Origin of the sequence: Pseudomonas sp. K8 (assembly GCF_014889455.1) — a bacterium.
In the GTDB taxonomy this organism is placed as follows: Bacteria; Pseudomonadota; Gammaproteobacteria; order Pseudomonadales; family Pseudomonadaceae; genus Aquipseudomonas; species Aquipseudomonas veronii.
Genome location: NZ_VJWO01000007.1, coordinates 1 through 26,864, shown reverse-complemented (window position 1 = coordinate 26,864; position 26,864 = coordinate 1). Strand labels below are relative to the sequence as shown.

Here is a 26,864-nt window from a genome sequence, read left to right as displayed (position 1 = left end):
GCTCTTCGGTTAGCGATGGGCGCTAGGTGCGGCTAGGGCACGGGCGGCGGCGACATCCGCATTGATCGCCGTTTTCAACGCCTCGAGGGAGGCGAAACGCTGCTCTTCACGCAGCTTTTGGTGGAAAACCACCGTCAAACGCCGGTCATACAGATCACCGGCAAAATCCAAAAGGTGAACTTCCAGGTGGGCCTTGCCATCACCTGCAACCGTGGGCCTAACGCCTATATTGGCGACTCCCGGCCACGATTGGCCGTCGATGTCGACGCTCACCAGGTAAACCCCGGTCAGCGGCACACGACGGCGCTTGAGCTGCACGTTGGCGGTTGGCGTGCCCAGTTGGCGCGCCAGCTTCTGGCCGTGCAATACCCGCCCGGCAATGCGGAACGGGCGACCGAGCAAACGCTCGGCCAAGGCGAAGTCGGCAGCGGCCAGGGCATTACGCACCTGGGTACTGCTCACGCGCCGGCCGTCCAGTTCGACGGTTTGCGCGGCTTCGACGGTAAAACCCTGGGTTACGCCGGCGTGCTGCAGAAAATCGAAATCGCCGACCCGATCACAGCCGAAACGGAAGTCGTCGCCGACCTCCAGGTGCTGTACGCCCAAGCCATCCACTAGGATACGGTCGACGAACTCGGCGGCGCTGAGGCTGCGCAAACGCTGGTTGAAGGCCAGGCACAGCACACGGTCCACGCCCTCCTCGGCCAACAGTTGCAGCTTGTCGCGCAAGCGGGCCAGGCGCGCTGGCGCCGTTTCCGGGGTAAAGAATTCCCGCGGCTGTGGCTCAAAAATCACCACGCAGCTGGGCACGCCCAACTCGACCGCGCGCTCGCGCAGCCGGGCCAGGATAGCCTGGTGGCCACGGTGTACACCGTCAAAGTTGCCAATAGTGGCGACGCAGCCCCGATGCTGGGGGCGCAGGTTGTGGAGACCTCGAACCAGCTGCATAACGCGCTTCTTGCTCATAAAGTGGTCGATTATAACCACACCCGGCCCCGGATCACAGGCAACAGCGCAGGGCAAAATGGATGGAATCGATAAAACACCGGTTTTATCGCGGCAAACTCGCTAACCCAGCGCCTTGCGATTGAAATCCCGCAGGCGGAAACCTTGCAGCAGCAACATCCCGAAGTACACCACCACGCCCGCCACCACCAGCACGCCCAGGCGCAAGAAACGCTCGAGCATATGGCCTTGATCCCAGGCCGGCATGAAGTGCATCAGGCCCAGCAATACCGCCGACATCATCGCCACCGCCACCAGCAGTTTGAGGGCAAACATGCCCCAGCCAGGCTGCGGCTGGAACATCTGCTGTTTGCGCAGTTGGTAAAACAGCAGGCCGGCATTGATACAAGCACCAGCGCTGATGGCCAGGGCCAGGCCGGCATGCGCCAGCGGACCGATGAACACCAGGTTGAGCAGTTGCGTGACGACCAGCGTGAAGATCGCAATCTTCACCGGCGTGCGGATGTTTTGCTGGGCGTAGAACCCCGGCGCCAGCACTTTGATCACGATAATCCCAAGCAGACCGACCGAGTAAGCGATCAGCGCGCGCTGAGTCATCAAGGCATCGTGTGCGCCGAATTGCCCGTACTGGAACAACGACACCGTCAGTGGCTCGGCGAGGATTCCCAGGGCCAGCGAGCACGGCAACACCAGCACGAAGCACAGGCGCAGGCCCCAATCGAGAATGCGCGAGTATTCATGGCGGTCCTTGCTCGCGTAAGTACGCGCCAGCGTCGGCAGCAGAATCGTGCCCAGGGCCACGCCGAGGACGCCGGACGGCAGCTCCATCAAGCGATCGGCGTAGTACATCCACGACACCGAACCGGACACCAGCAATGAGGCGAACGCGGTGTTGATGATCAGCGAAATCTGGCTGACCGACACCCCGAGGATCGCCGGCAGCATATTGCGCATCACACGCCAGACGCCGGTGTCCTTGAGGTTCAGGCGCGGCAACACGAGCATGCCGATCTTTTTCAGGTGCGGCAGTTGGTAGAGCAATTGCGCCAGACCGCCGGCCAGGACGGCCCAGCCCAGGGCCATGACCGGCGGATCGAAGTAAGGCGTGAGGAACAGCGCGAAAATAATCATGCTGACGTTAAGCAGGGTCGGCACGAACGCCGGCACCGAGAAACGGTTCCAGGTATTGAGGATGGCGCCAGCCAGGGATGACAGGGAAATCAGCAATATGTAGGGGAAAGTCACCCGCAGCAGATCAGTGGTCAGTGCGAATCTTTCCGGCGTATTGGCAAAACCAGGCGCCGTGGCCCAGATCACCCACGGCGCGGCGAGCATGCCGGCCACAGTCACCAGCATCAACACCAGGGTCAGCAAGCCCGAGACATAGGCGATGAATGTGCGGGTCGCCTCCTCGCCCTGCTGCGTCTTGTATTCCGCCAGAATCGGCACGAACGCTTGGGAAAACGCGCCCTCGGCGAAGATCCGCCGCAACAGGTTGGGCAGTTTAAAGGCAATGAAGAACGCATCCGTGGCCATGCTGGCGCCGAAAATGCGTGCCAACAAGGTGTCACGCACAAACCCCAATACCCGGGAAATCATCGTGATTGAGCTGACGGCAGCCAACGATTTGAGCAGATTCATTGAAAGAGTTTGCGCCTATAGATAAAGAGCAGGCGAACTACGCGCCTACTTATGCGATACTGCGCGCCTGCAACAGCACAGCGCCAAAGCTCGCGAGTTTACAGGTCAAGCGCCGGAAATAAATCACCCGCCTCTTCAGATCGACCACTCAGCAGTTCGCATCAACCGCCCTTGACAACCCATCAACTCATCGGCATGATTCGCGGCCTATTTTGTTTGCTATTTCCTAAAAAGTCTTTCGAGGAGCTCGACGGTGGCCAACACACCTTCCGCCAAAAAACGTGCAAAACAGGCTGAGAAGCGTCGCAGCCACAACGCCAGCCTGCGTTCCATGGTTCGTACCTACATCAAGAATGTAGTTAAGGCCATTGACGCAAAAGACGCTGAAAAAGCTCAAGCTGCTTACGTTCTGGCCGTGCCAGTTATCGACCGTATGGCCGATAAAGGCATCATCCACAAGAACAAAGCTGCTCGCCATAAAGGTCGCCTGAACGGCCACATCAAGGCTCTGAACCTTGCTGCTGCAGCCTAAGCGATAAACTGCCACGCAGGTTTACCTGCGTAACAGTTAAGAAATGCCCCGTACCGAAAGGTCCGGGGCATTTTTGTTTGGGCGCCATACATCTTTATTGCGCGCACAAAAAAACGCCCCGAACCAGTCGGGGCGTTTTTGCTACCACCTGATCAAAACATCGATCAATGGTGATGACCGCCTTCACCGTGGACGTGGCCGTGAGCGACTTCTTCCTGGGAAGCGTCGCGGATGGCAACGATCTTCACTTGGAAGTTCAGGCGCTGGCCTGCCAGAGGGTGGTTACCGTCGACAGTGACGTCGTCGCCGTCCAGATCACGGATGGTGACGATCTGCATTTGGCCGTCTGGCGCGGAAGCGTGGAACTGCATGCCCACTTCCAGTTCGTCGACACCTTCGAACATGCTGCGGCTCAGGGTGCTGACCAGTTCGGCGGAGTATTCGCCGTAAGCATTTTCAGGCTCTACGACAACGGTCAGTTCATCACCGACGCTCTTGCCGACCAGGGCGTTTTCCAGGCCCGGGATAATGTTGCCTGCGCCTTGCAGGTAGACCAGCGGCGCGCCGCCGGCTGAGCTGTCGATGACCTCACCAGCGTCGTTGGTCAGGGTATAGTCGATGGAGACAGCCTTGTTAGCGGCGATCGTCATGGGGCGAGACCTTTTGCATAAGAATGAAGAACGGACAAGTCTAAACAAGGATTTGCCCGAAAGCGAACAGAACCCGGACGGACGGGACCAATCAACGGCCGTCGTCATCATCGGATTCCACCAGGACGACGACCGGCACTGGGTTGCCGAGCTGTCCTGCGGCCACACCCAGCACCTGCGTCACCAGCCGCCCTGGCAATCGCGCGCCTGGGTGCTCGACCCCGCACGCCGCCTGGAAAAAATAGGCCAGCCCTTTGCCTGCGGCTGGTGTGCGCAGGAGCGCGAATAACGATAACCTTGGCGCCTGATTCCCGGTAGGCACTCAACCATAGAGCGCCACCGAAGCCATGCACCTCCAGAGAATTCGCATGCAGACTTTTTTTATCGCGCCCACCGATTTTGGTGTGGGTCTGACCTCCATCAGCCTTGGGCTGGTCCGCACCCTTGAACGTGCCGGGTTGAAAGTCGGCTTCTTCAAACCGATTGCCCAGCCGCACCCCGGCGACACCGGCCCCGAACGCTCCACCGAGCTGGTCGCGCGCACCCACGGCCTCAAACCGCCGCAGCCCCTGGGCCTGGCCCATGTCGAGCGGATGCTCGGCGACGGCCAGCTCGACGAGTTGCTCGAAGAAATCATCACGCTGTATCAGCAGGCCGCCGTGGGCAAGGACGTGCTGATCGTCGAAGGCATGGTGCCGACCCGCAGCGCCAGCTATGCGGCGCGGGTCAACCTGCATCTGGCCAAGAGCCTGGACGCGGAAGTGATCCTGGTCTCGGCGCCGGAAAACGAAGTGCTCACCGAACTCTCCGGCCGCGTGGAGCTGCAGGCCCAACTGTTCGGCGGCCCGAAGGACCCGAAAGTGCTCGGCGTGATCCTCAACAAGGTACGCACCGATGAAAGCATGGAGGCCTTCTCGGCGCGCCTCAAGGAGCATTCGCCGTTGCTGCGCAGCGGGGATTTCCGCCTGCTCGGCTGCATTCCTTTCCAGCCCGAACTCAACGCGCCGCGCACCCGTGACGTCGCCGACCTGATGAGCGCGCAGATCCTCAACGCCGGGGATTACGAAACCCGGCGCATGACCAAGATCATCATCTGCGCCCGCACCATGCGCAACACCGTGGAACTGCTCAAGCCGGGCGTGCTGGTGGTGACACCGGGTGACCGCGACGACATCATCCTCGCCGTCAGCCTGGCGGCGATCAACGGCGTGCCCCTGGCCGGCCTGCTGCTGACCAGCGACACCCTGCCCGACCCGCGCATCATGGACCTCTGCCGAGGCGCGTTCCAGGCCGGGCTGCCGGTGCTGTCGGTGAGTACCGGTTCCTACGAGACAGCGAACCTGCTCAACAACCTGAACAAGGAAATTCCCATCGATGACCGTGAGCGGGCCGAGATCATCACCGATTTCGTCGCCAGCCACCTCGATGCGCGCTGGCTGCACCAACGCTGCGGCACGCCACGGGAGATGCGCCTGTCTCCGGCGGTATTCCGCTACCAGTTGATCCAACGCGCCCAGGCCGCCAACAAGCGCATCGTCCTGCCCGAAGGCAGCGAGCCGTTGACCGTGCAAGCCGCCGCGATCTGCCAGGCCCGCGGCATTGCCCGCTGCGTGTTGCTGGCCAAGCCGGCGGACGTCGAAGCGGTCGCCCGCGCCCAGGGCATCGAATTGCCCGAAGGCCTGGAGATTCTCGACCCGGACCTGATCCGCGAGCGTTATGTCGAACCGATGGTCGCGTTGCGCAAAAGCAAGAGCCTCAACGCGCCGATGGCCGAACAGCAGCTCGAAGACACCGTGGTGATCGCGACCATGATGCTCGCCCTGGATGAAGTCGACGGCCTGGTCTCCGGCGTTATCCACTCCACCGCGAACACCATCCGCCCGGCCCTGCAACTGATCAAGACCGCGCCGGGCTGCACCCTGGTGTCGTCGGTGTTCTTCATGCTGTTCCCCGAACAGGTGCTGGTGTACGGCGACTGTGTGATGAACCCACACCCGAGCGCCGTCGAACTGGCGGAAATCGCCCTGCAGAGCGCCGACTCGGCGGCCGCGTTCGGTATCACCCCGCGGGTGGCGATGATCAGCTATTCCAGCGGTGAGTCGGCCAGCGGCGAAGAGGTGGAAAAAGTCCGCGAAGCCACCCTGCTCGCCCATGAACAGCAAAGTTCGCTGCTGATCGACGGCCCGTTGCAATACGATGCCGCCGCCAACGAAACCGTCGCCCGGCAACTGGCGCCCAACAGCCTGGTGGCGGGCAAGGCCACGGTCTTCGTGTTCCCCGACCTGAACACCGGCAACACTACCCACAAGGCGGTACAACGCAGCGCCGATTGCGTCAGCCTCGGGCCGATGCTCCAGGGCCTGCGCAAACCGGTGAACGACCTGCCGCGCGGCGCCCAGGTCGACGACATTGTGTACACCATCGCCCTGACCGCGATTCAAGCCGCCAACCGACCTATGGATATCTAAATGCTGGATTTTCTACCTGCCGCCGTGCGCGGGGTAATCGCGTCGTTGCTGCTGGCGCTGAACACGATCCTGCTGTGTTCGTTCCTGTTCATCGTCGCACTGTTCAAGGCCCTGCCGTTCGCCAAACGTTTCAGCGAATGGCTGATGAACCACACCCATGAAGCCTGGATCAGCAACAACAAGGCGTGGATGAACCTGGTACGGCGCACCCGCTGGCACCTCAAAGGCCTGGAAGGGCTGGACTACCAGCACTCTTATCTGGTGACCAGCAACCACCAGAGCTGGGTCGACATCATGGTCCTGCAATACGTGCTCAATCGCCGGATTCGCCCGCTGAAGTTCTTTCTCAAGCAGGAACTGATCTGGGTGCCGGTGATTGGCCTGGCCTGGTGGGCGTTGGGCTTTCCGTTCATGAAGCGCTACTCCAAGGCCTACCTGGAAAAACACCCGGAGAAGAAAGGCAAGGACCTGGAAACCACCCGCAAGACCTGCGCGAAGTTTCGCGCCAACCCTGTGGGCATTTTCAACTTTGCCGAAGGCACGCGGTTTACCGTCGGCAAGCATGCGCAGCAGAAGTCGCCGTTTCGCTACCTGCTCAAGCCCAAGGCTGGCGGTATCGCGTTTGTGCTGGATGCCATGGGTGAGCAGCTCAAGTCGTTGGTCAATGTGACCATCCACTACCCCGCCGGGCGCCCAGGCTACTGGGACTTGTTGTGTGGGAATGTGCAAGACGTGGTGGTGCAGTTCGAAGAAGTGCAGATTCCGGCCGAGTTCATTGGCAAGAATTATGAGCAGGATAGTGAGTATCGGCTGGCGTTCCAGGCCTGGATCAACCGGTTGTGGGAAGACAAGGATGCGCTGCTGGAACAGTTGCACACCGACTACCCAGGCCGCCACTGATCAAAAGGTGGGAGGGGGGGCTTGCCCCCGATAGCGGTGGTTCAGTCACCCGATGCTCTGACTGACACTCTGCAATCGGGGGCAAGCCCCCTCCCACATTCAACCGAGCCCGATCTTGAGGATGTGAAAAAGCCCGCCACCGATCACTCGGTGGCGGGCTTTTTTGTAGCGGCGAGGTTTAGATCGCGCCGCGCTGACGCAACAACTCCAGCACTTGCTTGACGCTGTCTTCCAGCGACAGGGCCTGGGTGTCGATCACCAGATCGGCATTCAACGGCACGTCGTAGGGGAAGGACTCGCCAGGGATGTTATCCCCACCGGCCGCGTACAAGCCTTGTGGATCGCGCTCGGCGCACACCAGCGGCGAAGCCTGCACGTAGACCGTCAGCAAGCGGTCGGCACCGATCAGTGCCTTGGCCTGTTCACGCCCTTCGGCATCCGGCGCAACGAACGCGGCCAGGGTCAGCAGGCCGGCTTCGTTGAACTGGCGCGCGACGTGAGCCGCACGACGCCAGTTCTCGGTACGCCCGACGCGATCCTGCGGCAAGCCTTTGTTCAGGTCGTGGCGCAGGTTCTGGCCATCCAGTACAAACACCGCGCGGCCCATGTCGAACAACTTGCGTTCAACCGCATAGGCCAGGGTGCTTTTGCCGGCGCCCGACAAGCCGCTGAACAACACGGTGGCCGGCTGCTGACCGAAGCGCTGGGCGCGCTCTTCGGTGGCCACATGGGCCAACTTGCCGTGCTGCGCAACGCTGCCGTGGCTGACCGGCGGCGCGATGATCATGCCCGCGGCCACGGTGCCATTGGTCAAGCGGTCGATGACGATGAACGCGCCGGTGGTGCGGTTGCTCGCGTAACCGTCCAGGGCGATGGCGGCGTCGAGGCTGACCTTGACCCGGCCGATTTCGTTCAACTGCAGCGAACTCGCCGGGCCTTCGGCCAGGGTGTTCACGTCCACGCGATGCACGATGCTGGTGATGGAACCCGGCACGTAGCTGGTGGCGCGCTTGATGTCGTATTTCTTGCCCGGCAGCATCGGCTCTTCGGCCATCCACACCAGCATGGCGTCGAAGGCGTCGGTCACTTGCGGCACGTTGTCGGCATGCACCAGCAGGTCGCCACGGGAGATGTCGATCTCGTCTTCCATGGTCAGGGTCACGGCCTGGCCGGGACCGGCGTGTTCCAGTTCACCGTCGAAGGTGACGATGGATTTGACGCGGCTGCTCTTGCCCGACGGCAGCACCACGACTTCGTCGCCCTTGTGGACGATGCCGCTGGCCAGGGTGCCGGCGAAACCGCGGAAGTTCAGGTTCGGACGGTTGACGTACTGCACCGGGAAACGCAGGTCGGTGTAGTTGCGGTCGTTGGCGATCTCGACGGTCTCGAGGATCTCCATCAGCGACTGGCCGGTGTACCACGGCGAACGCTCGCTCTTGTTCACCACGTTGTCGCCCTTGAGCGCCGACATCGGCACGAACGCCATGGTGCTCGGCTTGAAGGCGATACCGTCGGCGAACTTCAGGTAGTCCGCCTTGATCTGCTCGAATACGCCTTCGTCGAAACCGTTGAGGTCCATCTTGTTGATGGCGACCACGATGTGCTTGATGCCCAGCAACGAGGCAATGAAGCTGTGGCGACGGGTCTGGGTCTGCACGCCGTAGCGCGCGTCGACCAGGATGATCGCCAGGTCACAGGTGGACGCACCGGTAGCCATGTTGCGGGTGTACTGCTCATGGCCGGGGGTGTCGGCGATGATGAATTTACGCTTGGCGGTGGAGAAGTAGCGGTAGGCGACATCGATGGTGATGCCTTGCTCGCGCTCGGCCTGCAGGCCGTCGACCAGCAACGCCAGGTCGATGTCGTCACCGGTGGTGCCGACCTTCTTCGAATCGCGGGTGATGGCTTCCAGGTGATCTTCGTAGATCATCTTGGAGTCGTGCAGCAGGCGCCCGATCAGGGTGCTCTTGCCGTCGTCGACGTTGCCGCAGGTCAGGAAGCGCAACATTTCCTTGCGCTCGTGCTGGCCCAGGTAGGCGAGGATGTCCTCGCTGATCAAATCAGATTGATGCGACATGACAACCCCTTAGAAATAGCCTTGACGTTTTTTATCTTCCATCGAGCCGGCACCATCGTGGTCGATGACCCGGCCCTGGCGCTCGGAAGTTCGCGTCAGGAGCATTTCCTGAATGATGTCCGTCAGCGTCTCCGCTTCAGACTCCACCGCGCCCGTCAACGGGTAGCAGCCAAGGGTACGGAAACGGACTTTCTTTTTGACGATGCGGGCTTTGTCTTCGTCGGACAAGTGCTCGAGGATGCGGTCGTCGTCGATCATGATCAACGTGCCGTTCTTCTCGATCACATCGCGCTCTGCAGCGAAGTACAGCGGCACGATCGGGATGCCTTCCAGGTAGATGTATTGCCAGATGTCCAGTTCGGTCCAGTTGGACAGCGGGAACACACGGATCGACTCGCCCTTGTTGACGTTGCCGTTATAGACGTTCCACAGCTCCGGGCGCTGGTTTTTCGGGTCCCAGCGGTGCTTGCTGTCGCGGAACGAGTACACGCGCTCTTTGGCACGGGATTTCTCTTCATCGCGACGGGCACCGCCGAAGGCTGCGTCGAAACCATACTTGTCCAGGGCCTGCTTGAGGCCTTCGGTCTTCATGATGTCGGTGTGCTTGGCGCTGCCGTGGGTGAACGGGTTGATGCCCTGCGCCACACCGTCCGGGTTGACGTGGGTGATCAGGTCCAGGCCCAGTTCTTCAACCATGCGGTCGCGGAACGTGTACATCTCCTGGAATTTCCACTGGGTGTCGACGTGCATCACCGGGAACGGCAGCTTGCCCGGGAAGAACGCCTTGCGTGCCAGGTGCAGCATCACGGCGGAGTCTTTACCGATCGAGTAGAGCATCACCGGGTTGTCGAACTCGGCGGCGACCTCGCGGATGATGTGGATGCTTTCCGCCTCCAGCTGTTTCAGATGCGTCAGTTTGTCGACCATGGCTACTCACGGAAAAACGATCTTATGGACGGCCAGCGGGCCGTGTTCGAGCGAGGCATGCTAGCACAGCACCTGCTTCTATTCAGGGCGCCGACTAGATCGAAACGGTATATGGATATGCCCCGAGGTTTGGCGGCGATGGGCGGCCGAACCCTCCCAAATGTGGGAGGGTGGTGTGCGTTAGATCGGGTTGGGACAATCGATGAACAAATGCTCCAGGGCGAAACGCCGCGCCAGGTAATCGCCCAACGCCTGCACACCGTAACGCTCGGTGGCGTGATGGCCGGCGGCGATAAAGCTGATGTCGTTTTCGCGGGCGCTGTGGAAGGTCTGTTCGGAGGCTTCGCCGCTCAGGTACAGGTCGACGCTGGCCGCAATCGCCTGATCGATGTAACCCTGGCCACCGCCGGTACACCAGCCGACGCGGCGGATCATCTCGCTGCCTTCGATCAGCAGCGGCTCGCGCCCCAACACGCTCTGCACGCGGTGGGCGAAGTCACGCGGCGACAGCGGCTCGGCGAGAGAGCCGACCAGCCCGACGATCTTGAGGTCGGCCGGGTCCAGCGGGCCTTCGACGGTGATGTCCAACTGCCGAGCAAGCTGTACGTTGTTGCCGACCTCGGCGTGCAAGTCCAGCGGCAAGTGGTAGGCCAGCAGGCTGATGTCGTGCTTGAGCAGGGTCTTCAGGCGGCGCTGCTTCATGCCGGTGATGCACGGGTTCTCGCCCTTCCAGAAATAACCGTGGTGGACCAGCACCAGGTCGGCCTGGGCCTCGACGGCGGCGTCCAGCAATGCCTGGCTGGCGGTGACGCCGCTGACGATACGCATCACCTGCGGGCGCCCCTCGACCTGCAGGCCGTTGGGGCAGTAATCGGCAATTTTTGCGCTGCCAAGGTAGCGGTCCGCTTCCTCGACGAGGGTGCTCAAAGCAACGGCCATAAAAGACTCCTAAATATCCCGTTCCGAGGCGCTCGCAGCCTCGTATAATGCGCGACATTATGGGCGCTCCCCCGCCCCCTGCAACCTGTCAGGACTTACTTGATGCTCAAGGCACTGCGTTTTTTTGGATGGCCATTGCTGGCTGGCGTGCTGATCGCGATGATGATTATTCAGCGTTACCCCCAGTGGGTGGGCTTACCGAGCCTTGATGTGAACCTGCAACAGGCCCCGCAAACCAATACGATGGTGCAAGGCCCGGTGACCTACGCCGACGCCGTGGTCATCGCCGCCCCTGCGGTGGTCAACCTGTACACCACCAAGGTCGTCAACAAGCCGGCGCACCCGCTGTTCGAAGACCCGCAGTTCCGCCGCTATTTCGGCGACAACAGCCCCAAGCAGCGACGCATGGAATCCAGCCTGGGGTCCGGGGTGATCATGAGCCCGGAAGGCTACATCCTCACCAACAACCACGTGACCACCGGCGCCGACCAGATTGTGGTAGCCCTGCGCGACGGCCGCGAAACCCTGGCCCGCGTGGTCGGCAGCGACCCGGAAACCGACCTCGCGGTGTTGAAGATCGACCTGAAAAACCTGCCCGCGATCACCATCGGCCGCTCCGAAGGGCTGCGGGTCGGCGATGTCGCGCTGGCCATCGGCAACCCGTTCGGCGTCGGCCAGACGGTCACCATGGGCATCATCAGCGCCACCGGGCGTAACCAGTTGGGCCTCAACAGCTACGAAGACTTCATCCAGACCGACGCCGCGATCAACCCGGGCAACTCCGGCGGCGCGCTGGTGGATGCCAACGGCAACCTGACCGGCATCAACACGGCGATTTTCTCCAAGTCCGGCGGCTCCCAGGGCATCGGTTTTGCGATCCCGGTCAAGCTGGCGATGGAAGTGATGAAGTCGATCATCGAGCACGGCCAGGTGATCCGTGGCTGGCTGGGGATCGAAGTGCAGCCGCTGAGCAAGGAACTGGCCGAGTCGTTTGGCCTGACCGGGCGCCCGGGCATCGTGGTCGCCGGGATCTTCCGCGATGGCCCGGCGCAAAAGGCCGGCCTGCAACTGGGCGATGTGATCCTCAGCATCGACGGCGAACCGGCCGGTGATGGCCGCAAGTCGATGAACCAAGTGGCGCGGATCAAACCGACCGACAAGGTCACGATCCAGGTGATGCGCAACGGTAAAGAGCTCAACCTGACGGCGGAAATCGGCCTGCGCCCACCGCCCGCGCCGGTGACGGAAGAGGAATAACCCGCGCCCTCCGGGTGCCCGTTCGCGGGCACCTGTAAGCACATATTTCAGAACCGAATCGCCGACATAATGACATGTTATATTGTTTCAATATCGCTATTGGAACGCTCTATCATGTCGCCTCGCACGTTTCCCCCCTTGGCCGGCCTGGCCTTGGGTTTGCTGCTGGACCCCGCCTGCGCCGAAGACACCCGCATTGAACTGGACGCCATCAGCGTCACCACCGACGCCTACGAATCCGCCACCGGCCCGGTCAACGGCTATCGCGCCACCCGCTCCGCCAGCGCAACCAAGACCGACACCGCGCTGCGCGACATCCCGCAATCCATCAGCGTGATTCCCGCCAACGTGCTCAAGGACCTGGGCAGCACCGACGTGGAACGCGCCCTGGAATTTGCCGGCGGCGTCTCCAAGCAGAACAACTTCGGCGGCCTCACCCTCTACGAATACAGCGTGCGCGGCTTCACTACGTCGGAGTTCTACCAGGACGGCTTCAGCGCCAACCGCGGTTACCCGAGCACGCCGGATGCCGCCAATCTCGAACGCATCGAAGTGCTCAAAGGCCCCGCCGCCAGCCTGTACGGGCGTGGCGATCCCGGCGGCACGGTGAATATCGTCACCAAGAAACCCCAGCCCGACGCGTTCACCACCCTGCAAACCAGCGCCGGCAGTTGGGACCGCTATCGCACCGCGCTGGACGTGAACACCCCGCTCGACAGCGAAGGGCAGCTGCTGACGCGGGTCAATCTGGCGGTGGAAGACAACCATAGTTTCCGCGATCACGTAGACGCCAAGCGGGTGTTCGTCGCGCCGTCCTTCAGCTGGCAACTGGCCCCCGACACGCACCTGCTGGTGGAAAGCGAATTCGTGCGCCACCGCTCCACCTTCGACCGCGGCATCGTCGCGCCGCGCGGCATGTCGCGCTCCACCTTCCTCGGCGAGCCCAACGACGGCGACATCAACAACCACAACAACCGCCTCCAGGCCACCCTCGAACATCACCTCAACGACACGTGGGCCCTGCGCCTGGCCAGCCATTACAAACAAGGCAGCCTGTGGGGCGACGCTTCGGAAAACCGCGCGCTGAACAGCGACGGCCACACCGTCAACCGCCGCTACCGCGAACGCTCCATGGGTTGGCACGACAGCATCACCCAACTGGAACTGCGCGGTCTGTTCGACATCGGTCGTTGGCAACACGAGCTGCTGATCGGCACCGAGTACGAGGATTACCGCAAGAAGGAACGCGTGACCGCCATCGCCGGTAGCCCCTACGCGATCGACATCTACAACCCGGTCTACGGCCAGCCCAAACCCGATGGCGAGCGCTCCGGCACTGACTTCTCCGAACAGGTAAAAAGCCAGGCACTGAACCTGCAAGACCAGATCGTCTTCACCGAACGCCTGCGCGGCATGTTCGGCGCGCGCTTCGAGCACTTCGAGCAATACACCGACGACTTCACCCGCGATCACGCCAAGAGCCGCCAGACCCACGACGCCCTGACCCAGCGCGCCGGCCTGCTCTATCAGCTCACACCTGAAGTCGGGGTGTTCGCCAACGCCTCGACCTCATTCAAGCCGAACAACGGCCTGGACGCTGGCGGCCAATCCTTCAAGCCTGAAGAGGGCGTGGGGTATGAAGTGGGGATCAAGAGCGAGCTGTTCGACGAGCGCCTCAGCGCCACCCTCGCCGCGTTCCACATCGAGAAGGAAAACGTGCTGGCCGTGGACCCCGCCACCGACACCCAACGCGCCATGGGCAAGGCACGCAGCCAAGGGTTTGACCTGCAACTGAGCGGGCAACTGAGCGAGGCGGTGCGCGTGATCGGCGCGTTCGCCTACATCGATGCCGAAGTGACCAAGGGCGATAAAGCCATCCCCACCGGCAGCCGCATTCTCGGCGTGGCCAAGCGCAGCGGCAGCCTGTTGGGCGTGTATGAATTCCAGGACGGCACGTTGCGCGGTTCAGACGTGGGCGCGGCGTTCACCTATGTCGGTGATCGCTCCGGTGAAGCCGGCGGCAGCTTCGAACTCCCCGCTTATCACACCGTGGACCTGCTGGCGCATTACAAAGCCACCGACAACGTCACCGTGGGTTTGAACCTTAACAACCTGTTTGATGAAAAGTACTACGAACGCGCCTACAGCAATTACTGGGTCAGCCCCGGTGAACCGCGCAACTTCACGGTCAGCCTGACCCTCAACCTGTAACACGGTCAAACCTGTGGGAGGGGCTTGCCCCCGATAGCGCTACAACAGTCACCTCACCCAGTGACTGGCAAACCGCTATCGGGAGCAAGCCCCTTCCCACATTACAGTGCCACGGGGGCCCGCTCGCACAGGGTGTTAAGCGCCACCGCCCACTGCTCGCTGTCATTCAAGCACGGCACCAGCACCAACTCCTCGCCGCCCGCTGCGCGGAATTGCTCCCGGCCACGGTCGCCGATCTCTTCCAGCGTCTCGATGCAGTCGGCCACGAACGCCGGGCACATCACCAGCAGCTTTTTCACGCCTTGCTGGGCCAACGCTTCCAGGCGTGCCTCGGTGTAGGGTTCGATCCACTTCGCCCGGCCCAGGCGCGACTGGAATGCCACCGACCATTTACCGTCCGGCAGCCCCATGCGTTCGGCAAAATTGCGGGCGACGCTGAAGCACTGCGCGCGGTAACACGTGGCAAGCACCTGCGGCGAAGCGTTGCGGCAGCAATCGGCATCCTTGAAGCAATGCGCGCCGGTAGGGTCGAGCTTGGTCAAATGGCGCTCGGGCAGGCCGTGGAAACTCAGGAGCAGGTGGTCGTACTCCTGCGCCACGTAAGGCCGCACGCTCGCCGCCAGCGCATCGAGGTACTCCGGCTGATCGTAGAACGGTTGCAGGATCGAGAACTGCACTTTGAGCTTCTTGTCGCGCACCACCCGCTGGGCTTCTTCAATCACCGTGGTCACGGTGCTGTCGGCGAACTGCGGGTACAACGGCGCCAGGGTGATTTTCTGAACCCCCTGGGCGGCCAGGCGCGTCAGGGTCGTTTCAAGGGACGGCTCGCCATAACGCATCGCCAGCTCCACCGGACCCTGGGTCCACTGCGCAGTCATTTTCTGCTGCAGGCGCTGGCTGAGCACCACCAGCGGCGAGCCTTCCTCCCACCAGATCGAGGCATAGGCATGGGCCGACTGCTCGGGACGCTTGATCAGGATCAGCGACACCAGCAAGCGCCGCACCGGCCACGGCAGGTCGATCACGTAAGGGTCCATCAGGAACTGATTGAGGTAGCTGCGCACATCGGCCACCGAAGTAGACGCCGGTGACCCCAGGTTGACCAGTAACAACGCGTGATCCGTCATGCAACATCCTATCTCTAGAGGCGGCTGGACAAGTCGTCCAAGGCCGCCTTCAACTCAGTGAACTGGAAAGTGAAACCGGCCGCCAACAGGCGTTCGGGCAAAGCTTTCTGGCCGCCCAGCAACAAACCGGACAACTCGCCCAACCCCACCTTCAACACGAAGGCCGGCATGGGCATGAACGCCGGGCGGTGCAGCACCTGGCCCAACGTCTTGGCAAACTCGCGGTTACGCACCGGGTGCGGCGCGCAGGCATTATAGGGACCGCGGGCGTCGTGCTGGTGCAGAAGAAAATCTATCAGCGCGATTTGATCGTGGATATGCACCCACGGCATCCACTGCCGACCATTCCCAATCGGCCCGCCCAGTGCCAGCTTGAACGGCAGCAACAGCCGCGACAAAAAGCCGCCCTCGGCCGCCAGCACCAGCCCGGTACGCACCAGCATCACGCGAATGCCCAGGGCTTCGGCGCGCTGGGCGGTTTCTTCCCAGGCGACGCACAACTGGCTGGGGAAATCGTCCTGCACCGGGCCGCTGGCTTCGGTCAGTTCGCGCTCGCCGCCGTCGCCGTACCAGCCCACGGCAGAACCGGAAATCAACACCGCCGGTTTCTCCGCCAGGCCTTCCAGCCACACCAGCAGGGTTTCGGTCAGACTGATGCGGCTGCTCCACAGCAGCGCCTTGCGTTTATGCGTCCAGGGGCGATCGGCGATCGGCGCGCCGGCCAGATTAATGACCGCGTCCACCGGGCCGATAACCTCTTGCAGGCTGGCGACACCGCGCACCGCATCGCCACATAACCGGGCGACCTGTTCAGGGCGACGGCTCCACACCGTCAGGCGATGCCCTTGCGCCAGCCAATGTTGGCAGAGTTGACGGCCGATCAGGCCGGTACCGCCGGTCAGCAAAATATGCATGGGATCTTCCTCATGTAACGTTCGCCACCGATCACTGGTCTATTTTATAAGCAGGGATCATTTGCAATCGGGCGTGACATTGATTTAAGCCTCAGCTTTAACCATAGGTCACTCCAAACGATCAGGTACGCCAAAACTTATACCAAAAAACAATATTGTACAGCTATTGGTGTCGGCGTAGTCTGTACCCAACGGTAAAACGAGGCCTCCCATGACTGTCCCCATCGCGATCATCGGCACCGGCATCGCCGGTCTCTCCGCCGCCCGAGCGTTACGAGACGCCGGGCATGTTGTACAACTCTTCGATAAAAGCCGCGGCAGTGGTGGCCGCATGTCCAGCAAGCGCAGCGACGCCGGCGCACTGGACATGGGCGCGCAGTACTTCACCGCCCGCGACCGCCGCTTCGTCAACGAAGTGCAGCGCTGGCAAAGTAATGGCTGGGCCGAGCAATGGAAGCCGCAGCTGTATAACTTCAAGTCCGGCGAACTCACGCCCTCCCCCGATGAACAGATCCGCTGGGTCGGCACGCCGCGCATGAGCGCCATCACCCGCGCCCTGCTTGACGACCTGCCGGTGCAGTTCAGCTGCCGTATCACCGAAGTGTTCCAAGGCAAACGGCACTGGAACCTGCTGGACGCCGACGGCGGCAACCACGGTCCGTTCAGCCACGTCATCATCGCCACGCCCGCCCCGCAAGCGACCGCCCTGCTGGCCGCCGCACCGAAGCTGGCAAGTGCCGCCGCCGGCGTGAAGATGGACCCGACCTGGGCCATTGCCCTGGCCTTCGACAAGCCGCTGGAAACCCCGATGGAAGGCTGCTTCGTGCAAGACAGCGCCCTCGACTGGCTGGCCCGCAACCGCAGCAAACCGGGGCGCGACACCGTCCTCGACACCTGGGTGCTGCACGCCACCAGCGCCTGGAGCAAAGAACATCTGGACCTGCCCAAAGAAGCAGTGATCGAACACCTGCACGGCGCCTTCGCCGAACTGCTGCACAGCGCCATGCCCGCGCCTTCGTTCAGCCTGGCGCACCGCTGGCTCTACGCACGACCGTCCAGCGCCCATGAATTCGGCGTGCTGGCCGACGCCGACCTGGGCTTGTACGTCTGTGGCGACTGGTGCCTGTCGGGCCGCGTGGAAGGCGCCTGGCTCAGTGGCCAGGAAGCCGCGCGACGCTTGATCGAGCACCTGTAATGAACCGCATAAACCCCGCTAAATTGCTGCTGTCGAAGTGGACAGCAGCACACCCGCGCAACAAGGAAAGACACTTCCTGGTCACCGAACTGTTTTGTGATGAAGAAGGCAACGTGCTCGACATCGAGCTGCAAGCCGTCATGACCCGGCGCGGTGAGCGCCTGCCCTGGCAAACCCTGCAAAGCGCCGAGGACTGGCGAATCGGCTGGAAATAGCCCTCGCACAAATACTTGTACAAACCATTTGACTTGTACAGCATCAAACCTATGATGAGATTTAGCTGTACATGCTTTTACGCTTGTACAGGAATCTTGCAGAGGTTTGCCCATGTCCAGCACCCCGTCCTTCAAGCCGAAGATTGGCATCAGCGCCTGCCTGCTGGGCGAGAACGTCCGTTTCAACGGCGGCCACAAGCAATCGCAACTCTGCAGCGAGGTGCTCGCTGCATACTTCGACTTTGTGCCGTTGTGCCCGGAAGTGGCGATCGGCCTGGGCATTCCCCGGGAGACCATTCGCCTGGTGGGCGATGCCGCGTCCCCTCAAGCCGTGGGCAGCGTGCATCGCGAGCTGAACGTCACCGCGCCGCTGGGTGAATACGGCGAAAAAATGGCCGCCGAGCACAGCGACCTGTGCGGCTATATCTTCATGCAGAAATCGCCGTCCTGCGGCCTGGAACGGGTCAAGGTCTACCGTGAAAACGGCGCACCGGTGGACGGCGGCGGGCGTGGCATCTATGCCCAAGCCTTTTGCGCGCGCCACCCCAACCTGCCTGTGGAAGAAGACGGCCGCCTGAATGACCCGGTGCTGCGGGAAAACTTCCTGACCCGCGTCTTCGTCTACGCCAGCTGGCAACAATTGCTCGGCGAAGGCCTGAGCCGCCATCGCCTGCTGGCCTTTCACGCGCGCTACAAATACCTGCTGATGGCCCACAGCCCGGCGCATTACAAAAGCCTCGGCAACCTGCTCGGCGGCATGGCCAAGGGCGAGGACCTCGACGCATTGGGCAGCGGCTATTTCAGCGCGCTGATGAGCGGCTTGAAAAAGTGCGCCACCCGCGGCACCCACACCAATGTGCTGCAACACATCAGCGGTTACCTCAAGCAGGCCATCAGCGCCGACGACAAACAGGAAATGCAAACCGTGATCGGCCAATACCGCCAAGGCATCGTGCCGCTGGTGGTACCGCTGACCTTGCTCAAGCACCACTTTCGCCTCCACCCGGACCGCTACATCGCGCAGCAGGCTTACTTGCAGCCACACCCGGAAAATCTCAGCCTGCGCAATGCGATCTGAACCATGAAAAACCTCATGACCGCAGCCTTGCAAGACGAACCCGGCGAAGATATCGCCCAAGCCCTCGAGGACGGCTGGCTGCCGATCCGTGAAGTGGCGCGCCAGACCGGCGTCAACGCCGTGACCCTGCGCGCCTGGGAACGCCGCTATGGCCTGATCGTGCCGCAGCGCACGCCCAAGGGCCACCGGCTGTTCAGCCACGACCATGTGCAACGCATCCACACCATCCTCACCTGGCTCAATCGCGGCGTGCCGGTCAGCCAGGTGAAAAACCTGATCGACTCCGCGCACGTCGCTCCCGACGCCGTCGAAAACGAATGGCACACCCTGCGCCAGACCCTGGTGCAGGCCATCAGCGAGCTGGCCGAACGCCGGGTCGACGATGCCTTCAACCAGGCCATGGCGCTCTACCCGCCGCGCACCCTGTGCGAACAACTGCTGCTGCCGCTGCTCCGCGAACTGGAGCAACGCTGGCAGGGCCAATTCGGCGCGCAGATGGAACGGGTGTTCTTCCTGTCCTGGTTGCGCAGCAAGTTCGGCGCGCGGATCTATCACAACAATCGCCAGTTGCACGGCGCACCGCTGCTGCTGGTGAATCATTCCGACCTGCCCCTGGCACCGCACCTGTGGCTCAGCGCCTGGCTGGCCAGCAGCGCCGACTGCCCGGTGGAAGTCTTCGACTGGCCGCTGCCGACCGGTGAACTGGCGCTGGCCGTGGAACACCTGCAACCGCGGGCGGTGCTGCTGTATTCCAGCCAGGCGCTCCATTTGTCGGCACTCGCAAAACTTCTGGGCGGCATCGCTTGCCCAAAGTTGATCGTCGGACCAACGGTATGCATCCACCAGGCCGAGCTGACGGCATTAGCTGGCGACACCCCTGAATTGTTCGTCGCCGAAGACCCATTGTCGGCTCACCAGATACTGATCCAGCATGGACTCGTTTAAATGCACTTGATCTGGCTGCGCACCGACCTGCGCCTGCATGACAACACCGCCCTGACCGCCGCGAGCCAGCGCGGCCCGGTGGCGGCCGTGTACCTGATCACCCCGCAGCAATGGCTGGCCCACGATGATGCGCCGTGCAAAGTCGACTTCTGGCTGCGCAACCTGCAGCACTTGAGCCAGGCCCTCGGCGCGCTGAATATTCCCTTGCTGATCCGCCGCGCCGCGACCTGGGACCAGGCGCCCGCCGTACTCGGCCAACTGTGCCGTGAGCTATCGGTCGAGTCGGTCCACGTCAACGAGGAATACGGCATCCACGAAAGCCGTCGCGATGCGGCGGTGGCCAAGGCTTTGGAAGCCGACGGCGTGAGCTTCCACCGTTACCTGGACCAATTGTTTTTCCAGCCCGGCAGCGTGCTGACCAAGACCGGCACCTACTTCCAGGTGTTCAGCCAGTTCCGCAAAGTCTGCTACGCCCGCCTGCACAGCGCCCTGCCGCGCCGGGTGGCCACGCCCAAGGCTCAAGCGGCCCTCGCGCTGACCAGCGACCCGGTGCCGCAACAGGTCGACGGTTTCGAAACGCCGAGCGAAACGTTGCGCGCCCTCTGGCCCGCCGGTGAAGACGAAGCGCGCCGCCGCCTCGACGCATTCGCCGCGCAGCAGATCAGCTATTACAAGGATGAGCGCGACTTCCCGGCCAAGCCCGGCACCAGCCAGCTGTCGGCGTACCTCGCGGCGGGCGTGGTTTCGCCGCGCCAGTGCCTGCATGCCGCGCTGCAGCGCAACCAGGGCGAGTTCGAAAGCGGCGATATCGGCACGATCACCTGGGTCAACGAACTGCTCTGGCGCGAGTTCTACAAGCACATCCTGGTGGGCTACCCGCGGGTGTCCCGTCACCGCGCCTTCCGCCCCGAAACCGAGGCGGTGGCTTGGCGCGACGCGCCCAACGACTTCGCCGCCTGGCAGCAGGCGCGCACCGGTTTGCCGATCATCGACGCGGCCATGCGCCAACTGCTGGAAACCGGCTGGATGCACAACCGCCTGCGCATGGTGGTGGCGATGTTCCTGACCAAGAACCTGCTGATCGACTGGCGCGAAGGCGAGCGCTTTTTCATGCGCCACCTGATCGACGGCGACCTGGCAGCCAACAATGGCGGCTGGCAGTGGAGCGCCTCCACCGGCACCGATTCGGCGCCGTATTTCCGGATTTTCAGCCCGCTGAGCCAGTCGCAGAAATTCGACCGCGACGGCGTATTCATCAAGCACTGGCTGCCGCAACTGGCGACGCTGAATAAAAACGACGTACACGACCCGCAGGCCGCCGGCGGCCTGTTCGGCGTGGCCGACTACCCGCGCTCGATCGTCGACCTGAAACACTCCCGCGAACGTGCATTGGCGGCATTCCGCAGCCTGCCGTCGCGCCAGGCCGTCGGAGCCGAACATGAGTGACTTCCTGCGCCGCTTCGCCCAGGCCTTCGCCACTCTGGACAAGCACAACCTGCACCTGCTCGACAGCCTGTACAGCAAGGACATCGTCTTCACCGACCCGCTGCACGAGGTCCACGGGCTCACGCCGCTGCACCACTATTTCGCGCAGTTGTACGGTAATGTCAGCCAGTTGCGCTTCGACTTCCACGGCTTCGACCAGGTGGCTGAAGGCGAAGGTTACCTGCGCTGGAAAATGAGCTTTTGCCACCCGCGCCTGGCCAAGGGCAAGGTGATCCGAGTGGAAGGCTGCTCGCACCTGATGTGGCGCGACAAGGTGTACCGCCATCGGGATTATTTCGATGCCGGCGCAATGCTTTACGAACACTTGCCGGTGTTCGGCCGTGTGATCAGTTGGCTGAAAAGGAGAGTCGGATGAACCTCACACCGCCCCGTCGTTATTGGCTGACCGGCGCCAGCAGTGGCATCGGCGCCTCCCTCGCCGTGGAGCTGCTCAACAGCGGCGCCCACGTGGCCCTCAGCTCGCGCTCCAAAGGCCCGCTGCAAGCGCTCGCCCAACGCTTTCCCGGCCAAGTGCTGGTCGTGGCGGGCGACTTGACCAACAGCCAGACAGTGCGCGAAATCGGCGAACACATCGCCCAGGTCTGGGGGTCGCTGGACACCGTGATCCTCAATGCCGGCACCTGTGAATATGTCGATGCCAAGCAATTCGACGCGTCGATCGTCGAACACGTGGTACGCACCAACCTGCTCGCCAGCAGTTATTGCATCGAAGCCGCACTGCCACTGTTGCGCGCCGGGCGCGCACCGCACCTGGTGGGCGTGGCCAGCGCCGTGACCTACCTGCCGATGCCGCGCGCCGAAGCCTATGGCGCGTCCAAGGCCGGTTTGCGCTACCTGTTCGAATCCCTGCGCATCAGCCTGTCGCCGGAAAACATCGACGTCACCGTGATCAGCCCGGGCTTTGTCGACACCCCGCTGACCGAGCGCAATGACTTCCCGATGCCCCTGGCCTGGTCTGCCGACAAGGCGGCCCGGCATATCTTCGCCAAGCTGGACAAACGCCCACTGGAAATCGCCTTCCCGGCGATGTTCATCGCCACCCTGTGGCCGTTGTCGAAACTGCCGAATCGCGCGCAACTGATCATCGGCAAACGCATGCTGCGCAGCCCGCCACCGAAAAAGGACGACCTGTGAAGATCGCGATTATCGGCAGCGGCATTGCCGGGCTGACCAGCGCCTACCTGCTCAGCCGTCGCCACGACATCACCCTGTTCGAAGCGGGCGATCGCATCGGCGGGCATACCCACACGGTCAACGTCACCGTCGAGGGTAAAAGCTATGCGGTGGACACCGGCTTTATCGTATTCAACGACTGGACCTACCCCAACTTCATCCGCCTGCTGGGTCAGGTCGGCGTGAAGTTCAAACCCACCGAGATGAGCTTTTCGGTGTGCGACCGCCGCAGCGGGTTCGAGTACAACGGCAATAACCTCAACAGCCTATTTGCGCAGCGGCGCAATCTGTTGTCGCCGGGGTTCTGGGGCATGTTGCGCGATATTCTGCGCTTCAACCGCGAGGCGCCGGCGGACCTGCAAGCGCAACGCATCAGTGCCGACATGACCCTGGGCGACTACCTCGACGCCGGCGGCTACGGCCCGCGATTCATCCGGCATTACATCGTGCCGATGGGCGCTGCGATCTGGTCGATGTCCCTGGCGGACATGCTCGGTTTCCCCTTGCAGTTCTTTGTGCGCTTCTTCAAGAACCACGGCTTGCTGTCGGTGAGCAACCGCCCGCAATGGTGCGTGATCGAGGGCGGCTCAAGCCGCTACATCGAACCGCTGACCCGCGGCTTTCGTGAACGGATTCGCCTCGATTGCCCCGTGCATCGAGTCGAGCGCGATGCACAGGGCGTGACGATCCACAGCGCCGCGGGCACCGAAGCCTTCGACAAAGTGGTGTTCGCCTGCCACAGCGACCAGGCGCTGGCCCTGCTGGGCGACCCGAGCAGTGCCGAGCAGCAGATCCTCGGCGCCCTGCCCTACGCCGACAACGACGTGGTGCTGCACACCGACACGCGCCTGCTGCCAGACCGCAAACTGGCCTGGGCCAGCTGGAACTACCGGCTCAGCGGCAATGCGCAGAGCCAGGCGGCGGTGACCTATGACATGAACATCCTGCAAGGCATCGACAGCGCCACGACCTTTTGCGTCAGCCTCAACCAGACATCGATGATCAACCCGCTGAAGATCCTCGCCCGCTACACCTATGCCCACCCGCAATACAGCCTGGCGGCCGTGGCCGCACAAGCGCGTTGGGAAGAGTTGAACGGTGCGCAGCATACCTATTATTGCGGCGCCTATTGGGCCAACGGCTTCCACGAAGACGGCGTGATCAGCGCCTTGCGCGTGGCCCAGGCGTTTGGAGAAGCCCTGTGAACAGCGCCTTGTACAGCGGCTGGATCGCCCATCGCCGGTTTGCGCCCAAGGCCCACGCGTTTCGCTACCGCATCGGCTTGCTGTACCTGGACTTGAGCGAACAGGACGCAGTGCTCGGGCTGTCGCCCCTGGCCGGCGCAGGTCGCCTGGCCGCCTTCGGCTTTCGCCAGCAGGATTACCTGCGTGAATTCACCCGTCACGGCATGAGCCTGAGCGATGCCGTGCGCCAGCAAGTCGGCAAGGCGCTGGGGCGTACACCCCAGGGCGCTATCTGCCTACTGACTCAGGCCCGCAGTTGGGGCCTGGCGTTTAACCCGGTGAGTTTCTTCTACTGCTTCGAGGCCGACGGACAGTTGGCCGCGATCCTGTGTGAAGTGACCAACACCCCATGGCGCGAGCGCTATCACTACGTGCTGCCGGCCCTGGCGCTGGGCGCCGACGAGCATCAGCACTTCGCCGTGGCCAAGGCGTTTCATGTATCGCCGTTCCTGCCGCCCGACCTGGAATACCGCATGAGCTTCAGCCCGCCCGCCGCCAGGCTTGGGGTCCACATGGCCGACTGGCAGGGCGATCGGAAAGTCTTCGACGCCACCTTGAGCCTGCAGCGCGAAGCCCTCAGCCGTGCCAGCCTACACCGCTATCTGTGGCGCTTTCCGTGGATGACCGCCAAGACCTGCCTGGCGATCTATTGGCAGGCCCTGCGCCTGTTGCTCAAACGCACACCGATTTTTCCCCATCAGGCCGCCGATGGCGCCTCTCGCACCGCCGTCGGGTACACCAAGGATCGCCGCCATGAAATCCCCTAGCTTATCGGTCAAGGCCAACCGCCTGAACGTCAACGGCGTGACCACCGCACTGCTGCGCAAGGCCGTGCTGCGGCAACTCAGCCAATTGCGCCACGGCCAACTGGTGCTGATCGAGGACGGCGAACGCCAAGTGTTCGGCGCCCGCGAAGCGCACCTGCTGGGCGAGATCCAGATCCTCGATTCGGCGGTGTGGGGCCTGGTGGCGGCCAACGGCTCGATCGGTGCGGGCGAAGCGTTTATCCACGGTTATTGGAGCAGCCCGGACCTGACCGCCGTGGTGCGTGTGATGGTCAGCAACCTGGAGGTGCTCGACGCGCTGGAGGGCGGCCTGGCCAAGCTGGCGCGGCCGTTCACCCAAGGCTTGCATTGGCTCAACCGCAATACGCGCAAGGGTTCGCAGAAGAACATCGCCGCCCACTATGACCTGGGCAACGACCTGTTCGAAGAATTCCTCGACCCGACCATGATGTATTCGGCGGCGCAGTTCCTGAGCGCCGAAGACACCCTGGAACAGGCGCAACTGAACAAGCTGGAACGCATCTGCCAGAAACTCGCGCTTAAACCCACCGACCATCTGCTGGAGATCGGCACCGGCTGGGGCAGCATGGCGTTGTACGCGGCGCGGCACTATGGCTGCAAAGTCACCACCACGACCTTGTCCAGGGAACAGTTTGTCTACACCCAGCAACGCATCGCCGCCATGGGGCTGCAAGACCAGGTGACGCTGCTGTTGCAGGACTACCGCGACCTGAGCGGCCAATACGACAAGCTGGTGTCCATCGAAATGATCGAAGCGGTGGGCCATCGCTTCCTGCCGACCTACTTCAAACAGTGCGCGCGCCTGCTCAAGAGCGATGGGCTGATGCTGCTGCAAGCCATTACCATCCGTGAGCAACGCTTTGAACAGGCCAAGAACAGCGTCGACTTCATCCAGCGCTATATCTTCCCCGGCGGCGCCTTGCCCTGTGTGCAGAACATGCTGCAGATCATCAGCCGCGACACCGACATGAACCTGCTGCACATGGAAGATTTCGGCCTGCATTACGCGCGAACCCTGCGCCTGTGGCATGAGAACTTTCGCCGCGCCCACGGCCGCCTCATGGAATTGGGCTACGACGAATACTTCCTGCGGTTGTGGGAGTTTTACCTGTGCTACTGCGAAGGCGGCTTTATGGAGCGTACCATCGGCACCGCGCAGTTGCTGCTGGCCAAGCCGGCAGCCATCAACCCGCCGTTGCTTGGGCGTTTCAGTGCTTAAACCGCTGGCGAATGCCGCGCTGTTCCAATGCGGCTGGTTTGCCTGCGTGTTGGGCGGCGACAGCACCTGGCACGCTAACGTCTGTCAGCCCTTTCACACCTGTGTCACCCGCTTGCCTTACACTGCGTGCCTATGACCAACATCCCCCACACCCAAATCACCACCCCCGCCGTCACCTGCTCGACGTGCGCGGCCTGCTGCTGCCAGCTGGAAGTCATGCTGATCACCGACACGGGCGTGCCCGAGCGCTATATCGACACCGACGATTGGGGCGGCGAAGTCATGCTGCGCCTGGACGACGGCTGGTGCGCAGCGCTGGACCGGGACACGATGATGTGTACGATTTATACGCGTCGGCCGCTGATCTGCCGGGAATTCGAGATGGGCGCGCCGGAATGCCTGACCGAACGCGAAGGGATTGCGACCGCTTACCGCTGATCTCAGGCCGACGAATATCTCAATGTGGGAGGGGGCTTGCCCCCGATAGCAGTGGGTCAGTTGGCAAATTCTGCGGCTGACACTCCGCTATCGGGGGCAAGCCCCCTCCCACAGGGTTTTGCAGGGTTCTGAAGTTACAGCGGCATCGTGTAGTGCAACGAGTAGTTTTCGATGCCACCGAACGCGAACGGATTCGCGACCGCTTACCGCTGATCTCAGACCGACAAATATCTCAATGTGGGAGGGGGCTTGCCCCCGATAGCAGTGGGTCAGTTGGCAAATTCTGCGACTGACACTGCGCTATCGGGGTGTACAGACGGAGACATCCTTTACAAACGAGACCGGGGACATCCTTTACGTTTCTGGGTGCTGGACAGCCGGCTTGCACCGCTGTCTAGCCTACCCAGTGGATAGTTACATAGGTACATGTCCCACA

Annotated in this window: 25 protein-coding genes and 1 pseudogene; 18 read left to right on the top strand and 8 right to left on the bottom strand. The window is 62.4% G+C overall.

The genetic code is table 11. The annotated features are described in order from the left end of the window. Positions 1–9: 9 nt before the first annotated feature. Both ribF and murJ read right to left on the bottom strand, forming a co-directional pair. Complete coding sequence (ribF, locus tag INT12_RS07080; RefSeq protein WP_193058800.1) at positions 10–948, bottom strand: bifunctional riboflavin kinase/FAD synthetase; 939 nt, start codon at positions 946–948, stop codon at positions 10–12. 120 nt (positions 949–1,068) lie between these two features. Continuing rightward, positions 1,069–2,607 (bottom strand): murein biosynthesis integral membrane protein MurJ, encoded by a 1,539-nt coding sequence (gene murJ / locus INT12_RS07075; RefSeq protein WP_017845492.1) that lies wholly within the window; start codon positions 2,605–2,607, stop codon positions 1,069–1,071. 253 nt (positions 2,608–2,860) lie between these two features. Between murJ and rpsT the strand changes: the two genes are divergently transcribed. Next, entirely contained in the window at positions 2,861–3,139 is a 279-nt protein-coding gene (rpsT, locus tag INT12_RS07070) for a 30S ribosomal protein S20 (RefSeq protein WP_003215870.1), read from the top strand. Positions 3,140–3,303: 164 nt separating this feature from the next. On the opposite strand, the gene INT12_RS07065 is transcribed toward rpsT, so the two are convergent. Next, positions 3,304–3,789: an FKBP-type peptidyl-prolyl cis-trans isomerase gene (locus tag INT12_RS07065; protein WP_017845493.1), complete on the bottom strand. Its 486-nt coding sequence runs from the start codon at positions 3,787–3,789 to the stop codon at positions 3,304–3,306. Between INT12_RS07065 and INT12_RS07060 the strand changes: the two genes are divergently transcribed. The 3 genes from INT12_RS07060 (at position 3,788) to INT12_RS07050 (ending at position 7,157) form a co-directional block, all read left to right on the top strand. After that, on the top strand, positions 3,788–4,078 hold the full coding sequence (locus INT12_RS07060) for a DUF3565 domain-containing protein (RefSeq protein ID WP_046384743.1): 291 nt from the start codon (positions 3,788–3,790) through the stop codon (positions 4,076–4,078). The genes INT12_RS07065 and INT12_RS07060 overlap by 2 nt on opposite strands. A gap of 79 nt (positions 4,079–4,157) precedes the next feature. Then, positions 4,158–6,257, top strand: coding sequence for a phosphate acetyltransferase (gene pta / locus INT12_RS07055; RefSeq protein WP_017845495.1), 2,100 nt, complete (start codon positions 4,158–4,160; stop codon positions 6,255–6,257). Continuing rightward, positions 6,258–7,157 carry an acyltransferase gene (locus INT12_RS07050; protein ID WP_017845496.1) on the top strand — a complete coding sequence of 300 codons (900 nt, stop codon included), beginning with the start codon at positions 6,258–6,260 and terminating at the stop codon, positions 7,155–7,157. 178 nt (positions 7,158–7,335) lie between these two features. Here INT12_RS07050 and cysN read toward each other — a convergent pair whose 3' ends face one another. The 3 genes from cysN to INT12_RS07035 form a co-directional block, all read right to left on the bottom strand. Next, entirely contained in the window at positions 7,336–9,234 is a 1,899-nt protein-coding gene (cysN, locus tag INT12_RS07045; RefSeq protein ID WP_104903965.1) for a sulfate adenylyltransferase subunit CysN, read from the bottom strand. A 9-nt stretch (positions 9,235–9,243) separates the two neighbouring features. Further along, positions 9,244–10,161: a sulfate adenylyltransferase subunit CysD gene (cysD, locus tag INT12_RS07040; RefSeq protein WP_010565604.1), complete on the bottom strand. Its 918-nt coding sequence runs from the start codon at positions 10,159–10,161 to the stop codon at positions 9,244–9,246. A gap of 180 nt (positions 10,162–10,341) precedes the next feature. Beyond that, positions 10,342–11,100, bottom strand: a complete 759-nt coding sequence (locus tag INT12_RS07035) for a Nif3-like dinuclear metal center hexameric protein (RefSeq protein WP_102617163.1) — start codon at positions 11,098–11,100, stop codon at positions 10,342–10,344. A gap of 102 nt (positions 11,101–11,202) precedes the next feature. Between INT12_RS07035 and algW the strand changes: the two genes are divergently transcribed. Then, entirely contained in the window at positions 11,203–12,357 is a 1,155-nt protein-coding gene (gene algW / locus INT12_RS07030; protein WP_017845499.1) for a Do family serine endopeptidase AlgW, read from the top strand. Positions 12,358–12,471: 114 nt separating this feature from the next. Beyond that, on the top strand, positions 12,472–14,568 hold the full coding sequence (locus INT12_RS07025) for a TonB-dependent siderophore receptor (protein WP_193058799.1): 2,097 nt from the start codon (positions 12,472–12,474) through the stop codon (positions 14,566–14,568). Positions 14,569–14,669: 101 nt separating this feature from the next. Here INT12_RS07025 and hemH read toward each other — a convergent pair whose 3' ends face one another. Together hemH and INT12_RS07015 are read right to left on the bottom strand one after the other, a co-directional pair. Beyond that, complete coding sequence (gene hemH / locus INT12_RS07020; RefSeq protein WP_017845501.1) at positions 14,670–15,695, bottom strand: ferrochelatase; 1,026 nt, start codon at positions 15,693–15,695, stop codon at positions 14,670–14,672. A gap of 14 nt (positions 15,696–15,709) precedes the next feature. Beyond that, the gene (locus tag INT12_RS07015; RefSeq protein WP_193040110.1) at positions 15,710–16,609 is read right to left on the bottom strand and encodes a TIGR01777 family oxidoreductase; all 900 of its coding nucleotides are present in this window, start codon (positions 16,607–16,609) and stop codon (positions 15,710–15,712) included. A gap of 211 nt (positions 16,610–16,820) precedes the next feature. Between INT12_RS07015 and INT12_RS07010 the strand changes: the two genes are divergently transcribed. The 12 genes and pseudogenes from INT12_RS07010 to INT12_RS06955 all read left to right on the top strand — a co-directional run bounded on the left by INT12_RS07010 (position 16,821) and on the right by INT12_RS06955 (position 26,428). Continuing rightward, the gene (locus tag INT12_RS07010; protein WP_057005761.1) at positions 16,821–17,804 is read left to right on the top strand and encodes an NAD(P)/FAD-dependent oxidoreductase; all 984 of its coding nucleotides are present in this window, start codon (positions 16,821–16,823) and stop codon (positions 17,802–17,804) included. Beyond that, positions 17,804–18,019: a TIGR02450 family Trp-rich protein gene (locus INT12_RS07005; RefSeq protein ID WP_193040111.1), complete on the top strand. Its 216-nt coding sequence runs from the start codon at positions 17,804–17,806 to the stop codon at positions 18,017–18,019. The genes INT12_RS07010 and INT12_RS07005 overlap by 1 nt, the downstream gene beginning before the upstream one ends. 112 nt (positions 18,020–18,131) lie before the next feature. Continuing rightward, positions 18,132–19,097 carry a YbgA family protein gene (locus INT12_RS07000; RefSeq protein ID WP_017845505.1) on the top strand — a complete coding sequence of 322 codons (966 nt, stop codon included), beginning with the start codon at positions 18,132–18,134 and terminating at the stop codon, positions 19,095–19,097. Positions 19,098–19,112: 15 nt separating this feature from the next. Continuing rightward, positions 19,113–20,042: a MerR family transcriptional regulator gene (locus INT12_RS06995; RefSeq protein WP_017845506.1), complete on the top strand. Its 930-nt coding sequence runs from the start codon at positions 19,113–19,115 to the stop codon at positions 20,040–20,042. Then, positions 20,043–21,488 (top strand): deoxyribodipyrimidine photo-lyase, encoded by a 1,446-nt coding sequence (gene phrB / locus INT12_RS06990; protein ID WP_193040112.1) that lies wholly within the window; start codon positions 20,043–20,045, stop codon positions 21,486–21,488. Further along, positions 21,481–21,903 carry a nuclear transport factor 2 family protein gene (locus INT12_RS06985; RefSeq protein WP_017845508.1) on the top strand — a complete coding sequence of 141 codons (423 nt, stop codon included), beginning with the start codon at positions 21,481–21,483 and terminating at the stop codon, positions 21,901–21,903. The genes phrB and INT12_RS06985 overlap by 8 nt, the downstream gene beginning before the upstream one ends. Further along, positions 21,900–22,682: an SDR family NAD(P)-dependent oxidoreductase gene (locus INT12_RS06980; protein ID WP_046384752.1), complete on the top strand. Its 783-nt coding sequence runs from the start codon at positions 21,900–21,902 to the stop codon at positions 22,680–22,682. Before INT12_RS06985 ends, INT12_RS06980 begins: the two co-directional genes overlap by 4 nt. Beyond that, positions 22,679–23,926, top strand: coding sequence for an NAD(P)/FAD-dependent oxidoreductase (locus INT12_RS06975; protein WP_193040113.1), 1,248 nt, complete (start codon positions 22,679–22,681; stop codon positions 23,924–23,926). Before INT12_RS06980 ends, INT12_RS06975 begins: the two co-directional genes overlap by 4 nt. Next, positions 23,923–24,732 carry a DUF1365 domain-containing protein gene (locus INT12_RS06970; RefSeq protein WP_193058798.1) on the top strand — a complete coding sequence of 270 codons (810 nt, stop codon included), beginning with the start codon at positions 23,923–23,925 and terminating at the stop codon, positions 24,730–24,732. The genes INT12_RS06975 and INT12_RS06970 overlap by 4 nt, the downstream gene beginning before the upstream one ends. Next, positions 24,719–25,990: an SAM-dependent methyltransferase gene (locus INT12_RS06965; RefSeq protein WP_017845512.1), complete on the top strand. Its 1,272-nt coding sequence runs from the start codon at positions 24,719–24,721 to the stop codon at positions 25,988–25,990. Before INT12_RS06970 ends, INT12_RS06965 begins: the two co-directional genes overlap by 14 nt. Further along, positions 25,983–26,060: pseudogene (locus INT12_RS06960) on the top strand (DUF2878 domain-containing protein); the annotation flags it as partial. The gene INT12_RS06965 and the pseudogene INT12_RS06960, both read left to right, overlap by 8 nt. A 62-nt stretch (positions 26,061–26,122) precedes the next feature. Next, positions 26,123–26,428: a YkgJ family cysteine cluster protein gene (locus INT12_RS06955; RefSeq protein WP_026139835.1), complete on the top strand. Its 306-nt coding sequence runs from the start codon at positions 26,123–26,125 to the stop codon at positions 26,426–26,428. The last annotated feature ends 436 nt before the right edge of the window (positions 26,429–26,864 follow it).